The sequence below is a fragment of the Burkholderia cepacia ATCC 25416 genome, from assembly GCF_001411495.1.
GTDB lineage: Bacteria > Pseudomonadota > Gammaproteobacteria > Burkholderiales > Burkholderiaceae > Burkholderia > Burkholderia cepacia.
This window is the reverse complement of the sequence record NZ_CP012983.1, coordinates 534,745-552,779: the sequence shown is the minus strand read 5'-3', so window position 1 is coordinate 552,779 and position 18,035 is coordinate 534,745. Positions and strand designations below refer to the sequence as shown.

Sequence of the window (18,035 nt, the reverse complement as noted above, 5' to 3'; positions counted from 1 at the left end):
GACCGTGCCTGCGCGGTATGCCGCACCGGTATGATGTAGCCTTTCCTGCCTTCTCCCGATCGCGATTCCGATGCCCAGTCCCACCGCAGTCCGGCCCGCCGGGCCGCCCCGCATGTCCGACGTAGCGCGCCTCGCCGGCGTATCGAAGATGACGGTGTCGCGCGTGCTCGCCGGCCACAGCGTGGCCGCCGAGACGCGCGCACGGGTCTGCGAGGCCATCGACCAGCTCGGCTACGTGGCGGATGCCGCTGCCGGTGCGCTGTCGTCGGGGCGCTCGGAATTCGTCGCGGTGCTGGTGCCGTCGCTGTCGAGTTCCAACTTCTCGGACACCGTGCGCGGCCTGACCGATGCGCTCGAGCCGCATGGTTTGCAATTGCTGCTCGGCGATACCGACTACGACCTCGAACGGGAAGAACGGCTCGTCCGGTCGATGCTGCGACACCAGCCGCGCTGCATCGCGCTGACGGGGTCGCAGCACACCGATGCGACGCGCAAGGTATTGGAGCGCTCGGCGATTCCAGTGGTCGAGATGTGGGACCTGCCCACGCGCCCGATCGACACCGCCGTCGGCTTCTCGAACGTGCGCGCCGCCCGTGCGATGGTGCGCCACCTGGCCGAGCGCGGTTACCGGCGCATCGGCTTTCTGGTCGGCGCGAGCGAACTGGATCGCCGCGGCCTGGACCGGCTCAAGGGCTACCAGGCGGAGATCAAGGCGCAGGGGCTGGGCGAACCGCGCGTCGTGCGGCTGGGCGAATCGCCGATCACGATGAGCCACGGCGGGCCGGCGATGGCCGCGCTGCTGGAGCAATGGCCGGATACCGACGCGGTGATGTGCGTGAGCGACATGTCGGCGTTCGGCGCGATCATGGAGTGTCACCGGCGCGGGCTCGCCGTGCCGGCCGATATCGCCGTGGCCGGCTTCGGGAACTTCGAAGTGGCGACATGCTGCCATCCGACCATCACGACCGTATCGGTCGACGCGTACGGCATCGGGCTGCGCACGGGCGAAGCGTTGCTGGCGGCGCTGCAAGCGCGTGACGCCGGCGAGCGGACCGAATCGAAAAGCATCCGTATCGACTACACGATCATCGCGCGGGAAAGCGCCTGACGGGCCGACGGCCGCACGCATCCCAAGACGCGACGCGCGCGGCTTCGTACCGGCCCCTGCCCCTCTCCGTCGCCACGCGCGCACGAAATCCCTTCCGCTGCGCAAAAAACCCGTGCTAACATCCAAACGATGTTACCGGTACCATCCGGCATGCAGAATGACAAAGGCCCCTCAGGAGACAGCCTGCCATGTCACACACCCCTCGCCGCCTGCGCAGCCAAGAATGGTTCGACGACCCCGCGCACGCGGACATGACGGCACTCTATGTCGAGCGCTTCATGAACAACGGGTTGACGCGCGAGGAACTGCAGTCGGGCCGCCCCATTATCGGCATCGCGCAGACGGGCAGCGACCTCGCGCCGTGCAACCGCCATCACATCGAGCTGGCCGAACGCACCAAGGCGGGCATCCGCGACGCGGGCGGCATTCCGATGGAGTTCCCCGTGCATCCGCTCGCCGAGCAAAGCCGCCGGCCCACCGCCGCGCTCGACCGCAATCTCGCGTATCTCGGGCTGGTGGAAGTGCTGCACGGCTTTCCGCTGGACGGTGTGGTGCTGACGACCGGCTGCGACAAGACCACGCCCGCGTGCCTGATGGCGGCCGCCACCGTCGACATGCCCGCGATCGTACTGTCGGGCGGCCCGATGCTCGACGGCTGGCACGAGGGCAAGCGGGTCGGCTCGGGCACGGTGATCTGGCATGCGCGCAACCTGCTCGCGGCGGGCGAGATCGACTACGAAGGCTTCATGCAGCTGACCACGGCCTCGTCGCCGTCGATCGGCCATTGCAACACCATGGGCACCGCGCTGTCGATGAACAGCCTCGCCGAGGCGCTGGGCATGTCGCTGCCCGGCTGCGCAAGCATTCCCGCCGCCTATCGCGAGCGCGGCCAGATGGCTTACGCGACCGGCAAGCGCGCGGTCGAGCTCGTTCGGGAAGACCTGCGCCCGTCGACAATCATGACGCGCGCGGCATTCGAGAATGCGATCGTCGTCGCGTCCGCGCTGGGCGCATCGACCAACTGCCCGCCGCACCTGATCGCGATTGCGCGCCACATGGGCGTCGAACTGAGCCTGGACGACTGGCAGCACCTGGGTGAATCGGTGCCGCTGCTCGTCAACTGCATGCCGGCCGGCGACTACCTCGGCGAGAGCTTCCACCGCGCCGGCGGCGTGCCCGCCGTGCTGCGCCAGCTCGATTCGGCCGGGCTGCTGCGGCGCGACTGCCTGACCGTATCGGGCCGCGCGATCGGCGAGATCGCCGACACCGCGCAGGACGCCGACCGCGACGTGATCCGCACGCCCGATGCGCCGCTCAAGCATGGCGCCGGCTTCATGGTGCTGTCGGGCAACTTCTTCGACAGCGCGATCATGAAGATGTCGGTGGTGGGCGACGCGTTCCGCCGCACCTACCTGTCCGAGCCGGGCGCGGAGAATACGTTCGAGGCGCGCGCGATCGTGTTCGACGGCCCCGAGGACTATCACGCGCGCATCAACGATCCCGCGCTGAACATCGACGAGCGCTGCATCCTCGTGATCCGCGGCTGCGGCACGGTCGGCTACCCGGGCAGTTCCGAAGTCGTGAACATGGCGCCGCCTGCCGAACTGGTGAAGCGCGGCGTGACGTCGCTGCCGTGCATGGGTGACGGACGCCAGAGCGGCACATCGGCCAGCCCGTCGATCCTGAACATGTCGCCGGAAGCCGCGGTCGGCGGCGGCCTCGCGCTGCTGCGCACGAACGATCGCGTGCGCGTGGACCTGAATCGCCGCAGCGTCGACGTGCTCGTCGACGAGGACGAACTCGCGCGCCGCCGCGAAACCGAAAGCTTCACCGTGCCGCAGGCGCAAACGCCGTGGCAGGAACTCTATCGCCGGTTCGTCGGCCAGCTGTCCACCGGCGGCTGCCTCGAACCGGCCACGCTGTACCTGAAGGTGATCGAGCAGCGCGGCAACCCGCGCCATTCGCACTGACCCACCGCCCCCGACTCTTGCCGAGCTGACCATGCATACGCCTTCCGTTTCCGATTGCCTGCCGCACGACCTCGACCACGCGCTGCTGATCGGCCGCGTCTGGCGGCACGACGGCGCCCACGCGGGCCCGAGCGTCGTCGCCGTGCGCGGCGGCGAAGTGTTCGACATCACACGCACCGTGCCGACCACCGCCGACCTGTTCGATCGCCCCGATGCAGTCGCCATCGCGCGCACCGCTGCCGGCGAATCGCTCGGCCGTGTCGAGCCGTTGTTGCAGGCCGCGCTGGACGGCACGCCGGGCGCGACGCACCTGCTCGCGCCGTGCGACGTGCAGGCGATCAAGGCGTGCGGCGTGACCTTTGCGGTCAGCCTGATCGAGCGCGTGATCGAGGAACAGGCGGGCGGCGATCCGGCCAAAGCGCGGGAGGTTCGCGACACCATCGCCGCGACCATCGGCACCGATCTATCAAAGATCGTGCCGGGCTCGGAAGCCGCGCTGCGCCTGAAGGCGGAGCTCGAACGCCGCGGCGCATGGTCGCAATACATGGAAGTCGGCATCGGCCCGGATGCGGAGGTGTTCTCCAAGGCGCAGCCAATGTCGGCGGTCGGCTTCGGCGCGGATGTGGGGCTGCTGCCCGTGTCGGTGTGGAACAACCCGGAACCGGAGATCGTGCTGGCGGTCGCCCGTGACGGCAGGCCGGTGGGCGCGACGCTCGGCAACGACGTGAACCTGCGCGACATCGAAGGCCGTTCGGCGCTGCTGCTCGGCAAATGCAAGGACAACAACGGCTCGTGCGCGATCGGCCCGTTCGTGCGGCTGTTCGACGACGGCTTCACGCTCGACAGCGTGCGGGCATGCAGCGTGTCGCTGCGCGTCGAAGGCGCGGACGACGGCTTCGTACTCGACGGCATCAGCCATATGCGCGAGATCAGCCGCGACCCGACCGACCTCGTCGCGCAGACCTGCGGCGCGCATCACCAATATCCGGACGGCTTCATGCTGTTCCTCGGCACGATGTTCTCGCCGATCCAGGATCGCGACGCGCCCGGCGGCGGATTCACGCATCACCTCGGCGACCGCGTCACGATCTCCACGCCCGCACTCGGCGCACTCGTCAACACCGTGCGGCTTTGCACGGAGATCGCGCCGTGGACCTTCGGCGTGCGCGCGCTGTATGCGAATCTGGCGGCACGCGGGCTGCTTGCCTGAGCGGAACGGCAGCAACACCGGCCTCCCCACGGGTGATCGATCGCAGTCAGCCACGGCGTGGGCGACGTACAGCGGACCGGTGCAGGATACGAACGAAATCCCGCCCGTCGTCGGCGGGTGCGCCAGCCGGACTGGCTTCGCCGCGCCGCATGAAACCGGGGCCCGCCGGCCCCGTCACGCGAACCGTCACGCCGCCACCGCGCGCTCCGCGAGCCTGAACTCGCCGACCGTCTGCGCGAGCCGGGCCGCCTGCTCGCGCAGCGACGTCGCGGCAGCCGCCGATTGCTCGACCAGCGCCGCGTTCTGCTGCGTCGTATCGTCGAGCTGCGACACCGCCTGATTCACCTGCTCGAGCCCCGTGCTCTGCTCCTTCGCGGCGACGCTGATTTCGGCGATCACGCTCGTGATGTTGCGCACGCCGTCGACGATTTCGTCCATCGTCGCACCGGCCGTCTGCACGAGCCCGGAGCCGCCCTCGATCTTCTCGACCGATGAGTGGATCAGCTGCTTGATTTCCCGCGCGGCCTGCGCGCTGCGCTGCGCGAGCGCACGCACTTCCCCGGCGACGACCGCGAAGCCGCGGCCGTGCTCGTTCGCGCGGGCCGCCTCGACGGCGGCGTTCAACGCGAGAATGTTGGTCTGGAACGCGATGCCGTCGATCACGCCGACGATGTTGGCGATCTCCGCCGACGCCTGCGTGATGTCGTTCATCGTCGACACGACGTCGCGCACGACCGTGCCGCCCCGCAGCGCGACGTCCGACGCCGATTCCGCCAGACGGTTCACCTGGCTCGCCGCATCGGCCGGGTTGCGGGCCGTGCCGGCGATCTCCTCGAGCGCGGCGGCCGTTTCCTGCAGGCTCGACGCCGCGTGTTCGGTGCGGGCCGACAGATCCTGGTTGCCCTGCGCGATCTCGGCGCTCGCGAGGTTCACGGACGTGCTGAAATCGCGGATCTGCCGCAGGATCGTACTGATCTTCTCGGCGAACGCGTTGAACGCTCTCGCGATCTGCGCGGCTTCGTCCGCGCCGTCGGCCGGCAGGCGCTTCGTCAGATCGCCGCTGCCGCTCGAGACGTCCGTGAGCGCGTCGCGCACTATCAGGATGTGCTTGAAGGCCGCGTTCGTCATCGCGCCGACCAGCGCCGCCGCGATGATGGCGACACACGTCGCAAGTATCCGTGCGCGAATTGATGACAGCATGATGACTTCGGTCTCCGTTACCGCGTGATTGAAATGGGATCGCTGAACAAGGCGAACCTGATCCGTTTAACGGCATGGCGGGCGAAAACAGCGCCGTTCTCCGGCTCAGCGTGACGAATGCGGATCGCGGTCGGATTTATTTTGACGACAGGCAACCCGCAAACGATTGCCCCGCAGCGCCGGTCCTAAACCTTTCTTTCACCATTCCGTTAATCAGGAAATCTATTTGATAACCACAACCGGATTCATCCCATGAACGATCGACGATTAACCGTTCGCACGAAGCTGATCATGGCTTTCGGACTTCTTACGTGTACGGTCGTGCTCGTCTCCATCGTCGGCATCGTCTCGCTCGGCAACGCGAACGCGGCATTCGACGACTATGTCAACGGCACCAACGCCCGCGCGAACCTGGCCGACAAGATTCGCTTCGCGGTCGACCGGCGCGCGATCGCCGCCCGCAACCAGGTCCTCGCGGCCAGCCCGCGCGACGCGGACATCGAGAAGGAAGCGGCGCTGCAGGCCGACCACGAAGTCGGCGCGCTGATGGGCGAACTGACGAATGCGGTCCGCGAGGGCAGCGGCGCATCCGACAAGGCGCGCGAACTGGTTCGGCAAATCGGGGCGGTCGAGGCGCAGTACGGCCCCGTGGCGCGCGCCATCGTCGACGCGGCGGCGAACAACCGGCGCGATCAGGCGATCACGATGATCAACGAACAGTGCCGACCGCTGCTGGCCCAGCTCGTCGCGGCCACCGACACGTATGCGACGTACTCGCGCGCGCGGGCCGATCAACTGGTGAAGGAATCGGACGACCGTTATACCTCGCGACGCCTGATGCTGATCGCGATCTGCATCGCCGCCGCCGCCGCGGCCGCGCTCTCGGGCCTCGTCATCACCCGCGGCCTGCTGCGCTCGCTGGGCACGGAGCCCGCCGTGCTCAGCGATATCGCCGGCCATATCGCCGCCGGCAATCTCGGCGCCGAAGCCACGACCGGCGCCGCGCCGGCCGGCAGCGTACTGGCCTCGATGCGCGACATGCAGGCGAACCTGATCCGCCTGATCTCGGAAGTCCGTACCGCATCGGGCAACGTCGCGACCGGCGCCGGCGAAATCGCGTCCGGCAACCAGGACCTGTCGTCCCGCACCGAACAGCAGGCCGCGTCGTTGCAGGAAACCGCGTCGAGCATGGAGCAACTGACCTCCACCGTGCGCCTGAACGCCGACAATGCGCAACAGGCGAGCGGCCTGGCCAACAACGCATCGGAGGTCGCGCAGCGCGGCAGCTCGGCGGTCGGCCTGATGGTCGACACGATGACCGACATCAGCGCGAGCTCCGCCAAGATCGCCGAGATCACCGGGATCATCGAAGGGATCGCGTTCCAGACCAACATCCTCGCGCTCAACGCGGCCGTGGAGGCTGCCCGCGCCGGCGAACAGGGCCGCGGCTTCGCGGTGGTGGCAAGCGAAGTCAGAAGTCTTGCGCAGCGTTCGTCGAGCGCCGCGAAGGAAATTCGCGAGCTGATCTCGCAATCGGTCCGGAAAATCGAGGACGGCTCGCATATCGCGAACAACGCGGGCGATACGATGAGCGAGGTCACGCATGCGATCTCGCGCGTGACCGACATCATGGGCGAAATCGCCGCGGCGTCGAGCGAACAGAGTCGCGGCATCGAGCAGGTCAATCTCGCCATTACGCAAATGGACGAGGTCACCCAGCAGAATGCGGCGCTCGTCGAGCAGGCGGCCGCCGCCTCGAAGTCGCTCGAGGAACAGGGAAACCGGCTTGCCGAGGCCGTCTCGTTGTTCCGGCTCGACGCGCGCATGGCCGGCGCGTAGGTCGGCGCCCGCCGCCCTGCCGCCGGCTCACCTCGACACAGAGTTCGAGCGCCCGTGCGCGCGTCTCGGCGAGCAAGCGCAGCGCTTCGCCGAGCAAGCCCTTCTCCAGGTCGGAGAGATGATCGTCGCGGCCGATTTCGCCGATCGCCGGCTCGCTCATGCGGGTTTCCATCGCGGCTTCTCCTTCGCTGTCCGATTGCGCACGCGGTCGCATGTCGCCTTTCGCGTCACATGACCGCGCCGCGCAGCCACGGCACGAACTCGCGTTCGCCGATGCCGTTGTCCTCGCTGCGGGATCGTCGTCCGGAGGCAACGTCGAGCATCAGCCGGAACAGCCGCTCGCCCGCTTCGCCGACCGAGAGCGAACCGGCGACGATCCCGCCGCTGTCGAAATCCATGTCCGATTGCATCCGCTCGTACAGGCCGGTCGTCGTCGCGATCTTGATCGTCGGCACCGGCTTCGAGCCGAACACCGAACCGCGGCCCGTCGTGAAGCACACGAGATTCGCGCCGCCGGCGATCTGCCCGGTGGCCGACACCGGGTCGTAACCGGGCGTATCCATGAACACGAGCCCCGCTTGCCGCACCGGCTCCGCATAGTCGTAGACCGCGCGCAGCGGCGAGCGGCCGCCCTTCGACACCGCGCCGAGCGATTTCTCGAGAATCGTCGTGATGCCGCCGGCGAGGTTGCCGGGCGACGGGTTGTTGTTCATTTCGCCGCCGTTGTCGGCGACGTAACGCTCCCACCACTGCAACCTGCCGAGCAGACGCTCGGCCACGTCGCGCGACGCCGCTCGCGCGATCAGCAGATGCTCGGCGCCGTAGATCTCGGGCGTCTCGGACAGAATCGCGGTGCCGCCGTTGCGGACCAGCAGATCGACGGCCGCGCCGAGCGCCGGATTCGCGGTGATGCCCGAGTAACCGTCGGAGCCGCCGCATTGCAGGCCGACCGTCAGCCGCGAGGCCGGCACGGCGCTGCGACGCGCGCCGTCGGCCGCCTCCAGCAACTCCCGCACGATCGACACGCCTTTGGCCACGGTGTCGCGCACGCCGCCTTCGTCCTGGATCACCAGCGTGCGCACGGTACCAGGTGCCGCCGCGTCGAGCCGCTGCGCGAGCGCGCCGACCTGGTTGACCTCACAACCGAGGCCGACGAGCAGCACGCCGGCGAAATTCGGGTTGCGCGCATAACCGACGAGCGTGCGTCGCAGCAGTTCGATGCCGTCGCCGGTCGCCGACATGCCGCAGCCGCTCTGATGGGTGATCGCGACGACGCCGTCGACATGGCCGAACGCGTCGAGCGCGCCGTGCCGGTATGCATCGGCGATCGCATGACAGACACTCGCCGAACAGTTGACGCTCGCGATCACGCCAACGTAGTTGCGCGTCCCCACGCTGCCGTCGGGACGCACGAATCCGTCGAAGGTATCGCGGCGATCGGCCGGAACGTCGTGCGTGTCGCCCGCCGGCCCGTCGTCGTGCGCATGCCGCTCAGGCATCCCGACGTTATGCACGTGCACGTGCTCGCCCGCGGCGATGTCCCGCAGCGCGACGCCGATCGGCTGCCCGCATTTGACGATCGCGTCGCCACGCGCGATCGGCGTGGTGGCGATCTTGTGGCCGGCCGGTATCGCGGCCGCCGGCCGCAGCGGTGCGCCGTGCACGTCGATCGGCACGTCCGGCGCCAGCGCATCGAGTGCGACGGCGACGTTGTCGTTGCCGTGAAGGATCACGATGGTCGGTTGCTTCACGATGGTCTTCTCCCTGTCGTTGCGGCCACCGGTTCGCAGCGGGCGACGAGTTGCCGCAACCGCGGTTGTTCGGCCGCCAGCGCCAGCGAATCGGCGAGCGCGAGCAGCGGCTCGATCCGCCGCGCGACCTTCTCGCGATGGTTGACCGCGATATCGGCGATGCGATGCGCGAGAAACGGATTGAGAAAGCGCTCGCGCACGCTGTCGACGTAGTGTTCGGCCGTTTCGCGCAAGCCCAGCGCCACGAATACCGGCGCGACTTCATCGCGCCACACGGCTTCGAGACCGTCGCGCAACCGCGCATCGTTCATCGCGTCCAGCACCGTTTCCGATGGGTCGCGCCCCGCCGCGAGCCACTGCTCCGCGAGCCAGCTGTGCCCGAGATTGAGGAAGAACAGCTTCAGGCGCTCGTGGCTGCGCAAATCGTCGGTGACGACGACCTGAGCATGCGTGCACGGCAGCGCCATGCCGGCACGCCGCTCGATCGCCCACAGCGCGTAGGGCTCCGCGATCGCGCCGACCGGATGGAGCGGCTCGGACACGATGCGGTCGACGAGCGAGTTGACCCACACGCAGCGGTTGCCCAGATAGTCGGCGAACGCGTCGGGCAGCCGCCACTGGCGCGCGAGGTCCAGCACGATGTCGCGCAGCGTGTCGCCGTTGTCCGTCACCAGTTCGCAAGGCAGGATGGAGACGCCGTCATCGGGCCGCACCTGCCAGCGCGCATGCAGCAGCGCGAACAGCTTCGCCGGAAAGCCGTGCGGTGCGTGCTCCTGCTGGGCCAGCAGGTCCACGGTGTCGCGCGGATCGGCGCGATACCCTGCGTCGCCGGTGTTCGACACGATGACGCGTACGGTCTCGATCGCGGCACCGCGTATCTCCGCCCAGTCGTGCTCGGCGTCCCACGCGCGATGCACGGCGCGGCACTCGACGACTTCGTCGACCACGCCGCCGCGGTCACGCCCGCGAATCCGCACCGGATAGCGACCGGTGGCGCGCAGCGCGTCGATGCGGGCGCGGCTGGCCGGATTGCCGGTCGTCTGCACGATGCCGATGCCGCCCATCGCGTTGCCGTCGTCCAGCGCCTGCGAGACAAACAAGTCGACGTGCGCGAGCAGGAAGCGGCTCGTGCCGAACTGGAGGATCGGCGGCGTCATCGCATGCGCTCCGCGTGCCGGATTCGATCGATCAGCATTCGACGAGCGCCTTCACGACGGTCTGCCCCGCATCGAGCAAACGCGGCAGCGCATCCGGCACCTCTTCGAGCCGCATCCGGTGCGTGTTCAGCGCGCGGTCCGGAATACGCCCCCCGCGCATCGCGTCGAGCACCGTCGCGAAATCCTCGGCCGTCGCATTGCGGCTCGCGAGCAGCGTGGCTTCCCGTTTGTGGAATTCGGGATCCGAAAAAGCGACGTGCCCGCGCACGATCGAGATCAACGTGTATTTGCCGCCATGCGCGACGAATTCGAAACCGCGATTCATCGCATCGAGGTTGCCTGTGGCGTCGAACACCGCATCGAAATACTCGCCGTTCGTCAACGCCGCGAGACGCGCCGCGTCATCCTCGCCCACCTCCACGGTCGCATCAACCGTCAGATGTTGCCGGCAAAACGCCAGTCGATCCGCCCGCGTGTCGAGGCATGTGACGTCGGCGCCACGCAGCTTCGCGAAGATCATCGCGGCCATGCCGATCGGCCCGGCGCCGACGACCAGCGCGCGCTGCCCGGCGCGGACGTCCGCGCGCCGCACCGCATGCGCGCCGATCGCGAGGAATTCCAGCATCGCCGCCTGGTCGAGCGAAATGCCGTCGGCCTTGTGAACGAACTGCGCAGGCACGCTCAGGTATTCGGCGAGCGCGCCGTCGCGATGCACGCCGAGCACCTTGATGTTCACGCAGCAATTCGTGTTGCCGTGCCGACAGGCGATGCAGTGCCCGCACGACAGATACGGCATCACGTACACCGCGTCGCCGACGCCGAGCCCCGACTCGGGTTCCGCCTCGACGACGACCGCCGAAAGCTCATGGCCCATCACGCGCGGATAGTCGAGGTACGGCTGGTTGCCGGTGAAGATATGCAGGTCGGTGCCGCAAATGCCGACCCGTTGCACGCGCAACAGTACTTCGCCGCTGCCGCGTACGGGCAGTTCGCGCTGCTGCACGCGCAGCACGCCGGGGGATTCGCAAATCACGCTGAGCATGTCGGGTTCCTTTCGTTCTGGTTCATTCGTCGTGGCGTGCGGTGTCGATCCGGTAGAAGCGGTGTGCGTTGCCGCCGAAGAGGCCGTCCAGCGCCGCGGCGCCGAGCAACCGCGCGCAATCGTCCTCGCACGCGGCCAGCCATTCGCCGTAGCCGCCGCACGCCGACGCCAGCCGCAGCACCGGCCAGTCGCTGCCCCACATCAGGCGCGTCGGCCCGAACAGCTCGGCCAGCGCGTAGACATACGGCCGCGTGCGCGCGCGCACGGCATCGGGCCCAGCCGACGGCCCTGCTTCGGTCCAGAGGCCGGACAGCTTGCAATGAAGGTTCGGCAGGCGCGCAAGCCGGCCCATCGCCGACAGCCACGGCTGCCATTCGCCGCGCTCGATGAACGGCTTCGCGCCATGGTCGATCACGATCGGCAGATCCGGATGGCGTCGCGCGAATGCATGCAGCGCATCGAGATGACGCGGCATCACCAGTGCATCAAAACGCAGCCCGTGCTCGAGCATCGCGGCGACCGCGCGATCCAGCCGCGGATCGTCGATCCACGTGTCGTCGGGCAGATCCTGCAGCATCGGTCGCAAGCCGCGCGCCTTTGGCGCGGACGCAAACGCCGCGATCCGCGCCGGTGCGTCGTCGGCCTTCAGGTCGACCCAGCCGACCACCGCGCCGACGCTCGGCGTTTCGTCCGCGAGATCGAGCAGAAAGCGCGTGTCGGCTTCGCTCGGCAGCGATTGCACGAGGACAGTGGTGTCGATGCGCGCAGCGTCGAGCAGCGGCGCCAGATCGGCCGGACCGAAATCCCGGTGAATCGCATCGAGTTCGGCCGGCGGCCAGCAGCCGGCCCGTGCGTCGATGCGCCAGTAGTGCTGATGGGCGTCGATGCGCATGGTCATGCGTGGGCTCCCGGAACCGGCGCGTGCGCCGCGATCAACCCTTCGTCGCGCAGCGCATCCCACAGTTCGGCCGGCGCGGGACGCTCGAACCAGTCGACGTTCTGCTTCAACTGCGCCACGCTGCGCGCGCCGACCACGCACGATACGACGGCTGGATGACCGAACGGAAACTGCAATGCCGCGGCGGGAAGCGGCACGTCGAAGCGGTTGCACAGCGCGCCGAGCCGCGTGGCCTTGTCGATCACGTCGGCGCTCGCGTCCGCATAGTTGAACTTGCCGTTGCCGGCGAGCAGGCCGGAATTGAACACGCCGCCGATCACGATCGCCGTCCCGTCACGGGCGCACGCGTCGAGCAGCGGTTCGAGCGCCGTCTGTTCGAGCAGCGTGTAGCGGCCGGCCAGCAGCACCGCATCGAGCGCCGCTTCGTTCAGCGCGTCTGCCGCGACTTCCCATTCGTTCACGCCGAGACCGAACGCGCCGATCTCGCCGCTGGCGCGCAGCGCATCCAGCGCGCGAAATCCGCCGCCGCGCGTCAACTGTTCCCAGTAGTGCGCGTGACGATCGCCGTGCGTCATCGCGCCGATGTCGTGCACGTACAGCATGTCGATCCGCGCGAGCCCGAGCCGTTGCCGGCTGTCGTCATGCGAGCGCATGATGCCGTCGTAGCTGTAGTCGTAGACGGGCCGGAACGGCAGCGGCTCGGCCCAGCCGTCGTCGCCCGGCCGCACGCTCGCGTCGGCGCGCATCAGCCGCCCGACCTTCGTGCTGAGCGTGAACGCGCTGCGCTCGCGCGGAGCGAGCCCCGCCCCCACGCGCCGCTCGGACAGCGTGTAGCCGTAATACGGCGCGGTGTCGAAGTAGCGCAGGCCGGCAGCCCACGCGGCGTCGACCAGCGCGGCGGCGGCGGCCGCCGACATCGGCCGATAAAGGCCGCCGAGCTGCGAGCAGCCGAGGCCGAGCGTGGACACCGTCAGCCCGCTGCGCGGCAAGGTGCGCGTATCGTTTGCGTTCATGAGTGGTGACTCGATGCGTGCAAGCGGCACGGGCGATCAGTACAGGACATTCTTCGCTGCCTGCGAATCGAGGTTCTGCTTGTCGACCATCACGACGCCGGTATCGATCAGCTTCGGCGCGGGCTTGCGCTCGATCACGTCGAGCGCCGTGCGCACGCCCTGGTTCCCCATCTGCCACGAGCCCTGCACGGCGATCGCCTGCACGGTGCCGTCGCGCACGAAGCCCTGCAGGTCCTCGTTGCCGTCGAACCCGATCGCCACCACCTTGCCCGCCTTGCCCGACTGCTTCAGCGCACGGCCCATGCCGACCGCGGTCGGCTCGTTCGCGCCGAAGATGCCCTTCAGGTCCGGGTTCGCCGACAGCACGTCGGTCGTCTGGTTCAGCGCGGTCGCCATTTGCGATTGCGAGTAGTACGGGCCGACGACCTGCAGCTTCGAATGGCTCTCGATGTACTTGCGGAACCCGCCGACGCGGCTGACCTCGGAGCCCGCGCCCGGTACGTACGACATGATCGCGATCTTGCCCGACTGCCCGACGCGGTCGATCAGCGCCTTCGCGCACAGCGCGCCCGCCTTCTCGTTGTCGGTCGACAGGAATGCCTGGTAGTACGGCTTGCCCGCGTCCGCGATCGCCGAGTCGATCAACATGACGGGAATGTGCGCTTCCCACGCCTTCTTGATCGCGGGCACGAGCGCATCGGGATCGGACGGCGCGAGCACGATGCCCGCCACATGACGCGTAACCGCGTTGTCGACCATGTTGACCTGCCCGCTGATGTCGGACTCGGCCGCCGGGCCCTGGAACGTCATCGTGTAACCCTTGGCGCCGCCGAGCGCCGCCTTCGCGCCCTTCTGCACGTTCTGCCAGTAGTTCGAATTGACCGTCTTGACGATCACGGCGATCTCGCCGCCCGCCGCATACGCGCCGCTGCTGCACACCGCGAACACGCACGCCGATGCCGCCAGCAGGATGGATTTGTTCATGTCTCGCTCCGCTTCTCGTTGGTAGGGACTGCTTGCTGCCGGTCAGGGCCGGCGATTGCGCAACTGGTCGATCCACACCGTGCCGAGGATCACGACGCCGATGATGATCTGCTGGATGAAGCTCGACACGCCGTTCATGTTCAGGCCGTTGCGCAGCACGCCGATCACGAACGCGCCGATCGCCGTGCCGGAGATCGTGCCGACGCCGCCCATCAGCGACGTGCCGCCGATGACCGAACTGGCGATCGCGTCGAGCTCGTACATCACGCCTTCGTTCGGCTGCCCGGTGACGAGCCGCGACATCAGCACGCAACCGGTCACGCCCGCGAGCGCGCCGGACAGCACGTAGGTGAACAGCTTCACGCCCTGCACGTTCACGCCCGACAGCCGGGCGGCTTCCGCGTTCGACCCGACCGCGTAGATATGGCGGCCGAGCGACGTTCTCGACAGCAGCACGGACACCACGACGAACAGCACGACCATGATCACGACCGGATACGGAATGCCGGGAAAGGTCGTGTCGGGGAACCCGTCCGCGCCGATGCGCGAGATCCGCAGCAGCGCGCCGTTGCCGAGCGCGCCGAACGCATCGCCGAGATCCGATACCGGCCGCGCGCCGGTGATCTGCAGCGCGATGCCGCGCGCAACGAGCATCATGCCGAGCGTCGCGATGAACGGCGGCAGGCCCATCTGCGTCACGCAGATGCCGTTGACGAGCCCGCACAGCGCGCCGACCAGGATGCCGGCCGCCATCGCCGCGGGCACCGGCGCGCCGGCCTTGACCAGCAGCGCCGCGCACACGCCGGACAGCGCGAGCACCGAGCCGACCGACAGGTCGATGCCGCCCGTGATGATCACGCAGGTGGCGGCCACGCCCAGATAGGCGATCGACGTGACCTGCAGGCCGACCGTCATCAGGTTGTCGACCGAGAAGAACGCCGCGCTCGAGATCGAGAACGCGAACACGAGCACGACGAGACTGCCCAGCGCCGCGAACTTCTGGATCAGGTCGCGCCGCCGCTGTCGCGCCGCCCGTTCGTCGGCCTGGCTTCGATCGGATGTCATTTCAAGCATGGGAACTCCCCGACGCGTAGTGCATGATCTCCTCCTGACTGGTGTGTTTCGTATCGAGAAATGCGGTCAATCGACCTTCGTGAAAAACGGCGATCCGGTCGGTCATGCCGAGCAGTTCGGGCAGTTCCGAACTGATCAGCACCACGCCGACGCCGTCGGCGGCGAGCCGGTCCATCAGCCCGTAGATCGCGAATTTCGCGCCGACGTCGATGCCGCGCGTCGGCTCGTCGAAGAACAGGATCTTCGAGCCGCGGTACAGCCATTTGCCGATGACGACCTTCTGCTGGTTGCCGCCGGACAGGTTTCGGACGCGCTGGTGCACGGACGGCGTGCGAATCGCGAGGTCCTGCACGTAGCGGCGCGCGACGTCGAGTTCGTCGTCGAAGCGCAGGAATCCGAAGCGTGACGTGATGCCGCGCACGTTCGCGAGCGTGAGGTTCGCCGCGACGGGCATCGGCAGCGCGAGACCCTCCTTCTTGCGGTCCTCCGACAGATACGCGATGCCGTGCCGGATCGCCTCGCGCGGCGAGCGGATCGTCACGGGCCGGCCGTGCAGCCCGATCGTGCCGCCGTCGGGGCGATCCGCGCCGAAGATCGCGCGGGCGATCTCGGTGCGCCCGGCGCCCATCAAGCCCGCGAAACCGAGGATCTCGCCGCGGCGCAGCGCGAACGACACCGGCCCGAACACGCCGTCGCGGCGCAGGTCCCGCACGTCGAGCAGCACCTCGTCGGTCGGCACCGATTGCCGCGACGGATAGGCGTCGTCGAGCGTGCGTCCGACCATGCGCGCGACGATGTCGTCGATGCTCACGTCGGCGAAAGCGTCCGTCGAGATGTGGCGCCCGTCGCGCAGCACCGTCACGCGATCGACGATCTGCGCCATTTCGTCGAGCCGGTGCGAGATATACAGAATCGCCACGCCGTCGGCGCGCAGTTCCTCGATGATGCGAAACAGCTGCACCGTTTCCGTTTCGGTCAGCGACGACGTGGGTTCGTCCATGATCAGCACACGCGCATCGTGCGACAGCGCCTTCGCGATCTCGACCATCTGCTGCTGCGCGATGGACAGCACGCCGACCTTCGTCGTCGGCGCGACGTTCAGGCCGATGCGCGCGATGCAGCGCGCCGCCTCCGCGTTCATGCGTTTCGTATCGACGAACGGCCCGCGCCGCGGCTCGCGCGCGAGGAACAGGTTCTCCGCCACGCTCAGGTGCGGGACGAGATTGAGCTCCTGATGAATGATCGAGATGCCGGCCGCCTGCGCTTCGGAGGCCGAATGAAACCGCACCGGCGCGCCGCGATAGTGAACGACACCGTCGTCGGGCAGGTACTGGCCGCTGATGATCTTCATCAGCGTCGATTTGCCTGCGCCGTTCTCGCCGCACACCGCATGCACCTCGCCGCGGCGCAGGTCGAGGCGAATCCCGTCGAGCGCGAGGACGCCGGGGAAGCGCTTGCGAATCCCGTCCAGGCGCAGGATCTCCCGGTCCGGTTCGTCCTGCGCGGCCTGACCGGGCAGATTGCGAGGCATTGCCATTGCGTCTCCTGGGGATGGATCGACCTCGACACTAACCGGTCAGTCCAATTTGGATGAATTACAGCAATCAAACCCATTTTGGTCAAGCCAATTTAATTATTCACATCTGATCTTACCAATAGTGAAAACCCGGACATCCGGATGAACGCGCCGCTACACGGGGCGATGCGTCCGGCGTGATAGACTCCGCGACACGCGCTTGCGCCCGAAGCGCATTGATCCCTATCACTCGGATGAAATCGACAGAACCCAAGCGGCTTTACCAATCGGTCGCGGCCCAGATCGTCGCGTTGATTCGCCAGGGCGAATTCGCGATCGGCGAGCGGCTGCCGCCCGAGCGCGAGCTGGCGCTGACGCTCGGCGTGTCGCGGCCGTCGCTTCGGGAGGCGCTGATCGCGCTGGAAATCGGCGGGCAGATCGAAATCCGCATGGGCTCCGGCGTCTATGTGCGCGATACGGCCGCCGACGCTGTCGGCCCGATGGCCACGCTCGGCGACAGTCCGTCGGAATTGATGCAGGCTCGCGCGGCCGTCGAAGGCAGCGTCGCCGCGCTGGCCGCAGCGCGGATGACGGCCGCCATGCTCGAGCGGCTGCGCCGCACCGTTCAGCGCATGAAGCGGCTCGCGGAGGCCGGCAAATCCCCGGTCGAAGCCGACCGGCAGTTCCACATGCTGATCGCGGAAGCCGCCGGCAACTCGGTGCTCACCCGCTTCGTCGGCGAGCTGTTCGACAGCCGCCACGACCCGATCGCGGCCGCGATGCGCGGCCATGCGGAGAATCCGCAGACGTGGACCGCCGCGGTGCGCGAGCACGAGGACGTGCTGCTCGCGTTGCAGGCCGGCGATCCGATCGCCGCGCAGACGGCCATTCGCGCGCATCTTCGCGCGTCGGAAGCGCGGTGGATCGAGGGTGGGCTGAAAGCCGATCCGGATTGAGCTGAACACGCACGGGCGCCGGCGCGCGTCGGCGAGCGCGGTGTCGTGCATCGCGTGGCGCCGTGCCCCCTGCAATTTCACTCATATTTCTCGCGCAGGCGTGACGAAAGCGCTATCCGGCCGTCACCACGCCATGGTTTGTTTTCCCCGCCGTTCGGCATTTCAGGAAATCCACCCATCCCCTCGCTCGCATCCGCGCGCCCCACCGTTTCGCTCCCCATACCAATCCTCAAAATTACGATTGCAAATGCCTCTCATTTGCATTAAATTGCCGCGCAAATGTACTGTTTGGAACACCGATGTCAGCGCAAGGCCGC

13 protein-coding genes and 1 pseudogene are annotated in these 18,035 nt (G+C 68.0%); 5 read left to right on the top strand and 9 right to left on the bottom strand.

Features of this window, described 5'->3' with window-relative positions; translation table 11 throughout:
* The first annotated feature begins 70 nt into the window (after window positions 1-70).
* The 3 genes from APZ15_RS34745 to APZ15_RS34735 all read left to right on the top strand — a co-directional run bounded on the left by APZ15_RS34745 (window position 71) and on the right by APZ15_RS34735 (window position 4,288).
* Window positions 71-1,108 carry a LacI family DNA-binding transcriptional regulator gene (locus tag APZ15_RS34745; RefSeq protein WP_027792842.1) on the top strand — a complete coding sequence of 346 codons (1,038 nt, stop codon included), beginning with the start codon at window positions 71-73 and terminating at the stop codon, window positions 1,106-1,108.
* A gap of 188 nt (window positions 1,109-1,296) precedes the next feature.
* On the top strand, window positions 1,297-3,078 hold the full coding sequence (locus APZ15_RS34740) for an IlvD/Edd family dehydratase (RefSeq protein WP_027792843.1): 1,782 nt from the start codon (window positions 1,297-1,299) through the stop codon (window positions 3,076-3,078).
* Between the two features lie 31 nt (window positions 3,079-3,109).
* Window positions 3,110-4,288, top strand: coding sequence for a fumarylacetoacetate hydrolase family protein (locus APZ15_RS34735; protein ID WP_027792844.1), 1,179 nt, complete (start codon window positions 3,110-3,112; stop codon window positions 4,286-4,288).
* 186 nt (window positions 4,289-4,474) lie between these two features.
* Here the strand turns inward: APZ15_RS34735 and APZ15_RS34730 are convergent.
* Window positions 4,475-5,449 (bottom strand): annotated as a pseudogene (locus APZ15_RS34730) (methyl-accepting chemotaxis protein); the annotation flags it as partial.
* Window positions 5,450-5,740: 291 nt separating this feature from the next.
* Here APZ15_RS34730 and APZ15_RS34725 point away from each other — a divergent pair.
* Window positions 5,741-7,327: a methyl-accepting chemotaxis protein gene (locus tag APZ15_RS34725; RefSeq protein ID WP_027792845.1), complete on the top strand. Its 1,587-nt coding sequence runs from the start codon at window positions 5,741-5,743 to the stop codon at window positions 7,325-7,327.
* Between the two features lie 227 nt (window positions 7,328-7,554).
* On the opposite strand, the gene APZ15_RS34720 is transcribed toward APZ15_RS34725, so the two are convergent.
* The 8 genes from APZ15_RS34720 to APZ15_RS34685 are packed head-to-tail and all read right to left on the bottom strand — an operon-like array spanning window position 7,555 to window position 16,783.
* A complete protein-coding gene (locus APZ15_RS34720) occupies window positions 7,555-9,078 on the bottom strand; it encodes a UxaA family hydrolase (protein ID WP_027792846.1) in 1,524 nt (507 codons plus the stop codon).
* Complete coding sequence (locus tag APZ15_RS34715; protein ID WP_027792847.1) at window positions 9,075-10,235, bottom strand: mannitol dehydrogenase family protein; 1,161 nt, start codon at window positions 10,233-10,235, stop codon at window positions 9,075-9,077. Before APZ15_RS34715 ends, APZ15_RS34720 begins: the two co-directional genes overlap by 4 nt.
* A gap of 31 nt (window positions 10,236-10,266) precedes the next feature.
* Window positions 10,267-11,277 (bottom strand): zinc-binding alcohol dehydrogenase family protein, encoded by a 1,011-nt coding sequence (locus tag APZ15_RS34710; protein ID WP_027792848.1) that lies wholly within the window; start codon window positions 11,275-11,277, stop codon window positions 10,267-10,269.
* 22 nt (window positions 11,278-11,299) lie between these two features.
* On the bottom strand, window positions 11,300-12,175 hold the full coding sequence (locus APZ15_RS34705) for an amidohydrolase family protein (protein ID WP_027792849.1): 876 nt from the start codon (window positions 12,173-12,175) through the stop codon (window positions 11,300-11,302).
* On the bottom strand, window positions 12,172-13,188 hold the full coding sequence (locus tag APZ15_RS34700; protein ID WP_027792850.1) for an aldo/keto reductase: 1,017 nt from the start codon (window positions 13,186-13,188) through the stop codon (window positions 12,172-12,174). The genes APZ15_RS34705 and APZ15_RS34700 overlap by 4 nt, the downstream gene beginning before the upstream one ends.
* Window positions 13,189-13,224: 36 nt before the next feature.
* Window positions 13,225-14,172 carry an ABC transporter substrate-binding protein gene (locus tag APZ15_RS34695; protein WP_027792851.1) on the bottom strand — a complete coding sequence of 316 codons (948 nt, stop codon included), beginning with the start codon at window positions 14,170-14,172 and terminating at the stop codon, window positions 13,225-13,227.
* A 42-nt stretch (window positions 14,173-14,214) separates the two neighbouring features.
* Complete coding sequence (locus tag APZ15_RS34690; RefSeq protein WP_027792852.1) at window positions 14,215-15,246, bottom strand: ABC transporter permease; 1,032 nt, start codon at window positions 15,244-15,246, stop codon at window positions 14,215-14,217.
* Window positions 15,239-16,783 (bottom strand): sugar ABC transporter ATP-binding protein, encoded by a 1,545-nt coding sequence (locus tag APZ15_RS34685; RefSeq protein WP_027792853.1) that lies wholly within the window; start codon window positions 16,781-16,783, stop codon window positions 15,239-15,241. The genes APZ15_RS34690 and APZ15_RS34685 overlap by 8 nt, the downstream gene beginning before the upstream one ends.
* Before the next feature lie 233 nt (window positions 16,784-17,016).
* Here APZ15_RS34685 and APZ15_RS34680 point away from each other — a divergent pair, with 233 nt between their 5' ends.
* Window positions 17,017-17,718, top strand: coding sequence for a FadR/GntR family transcriptional regulator (locus APZ15_RS34680; protein WP_027792854.1), 702 nt, complete (start codon window positions 17,017-17,019; stop codon window positions 17,716-17,718).
* Window positions 17,719-18,035 lie beyond the last annotated feature (317 nt).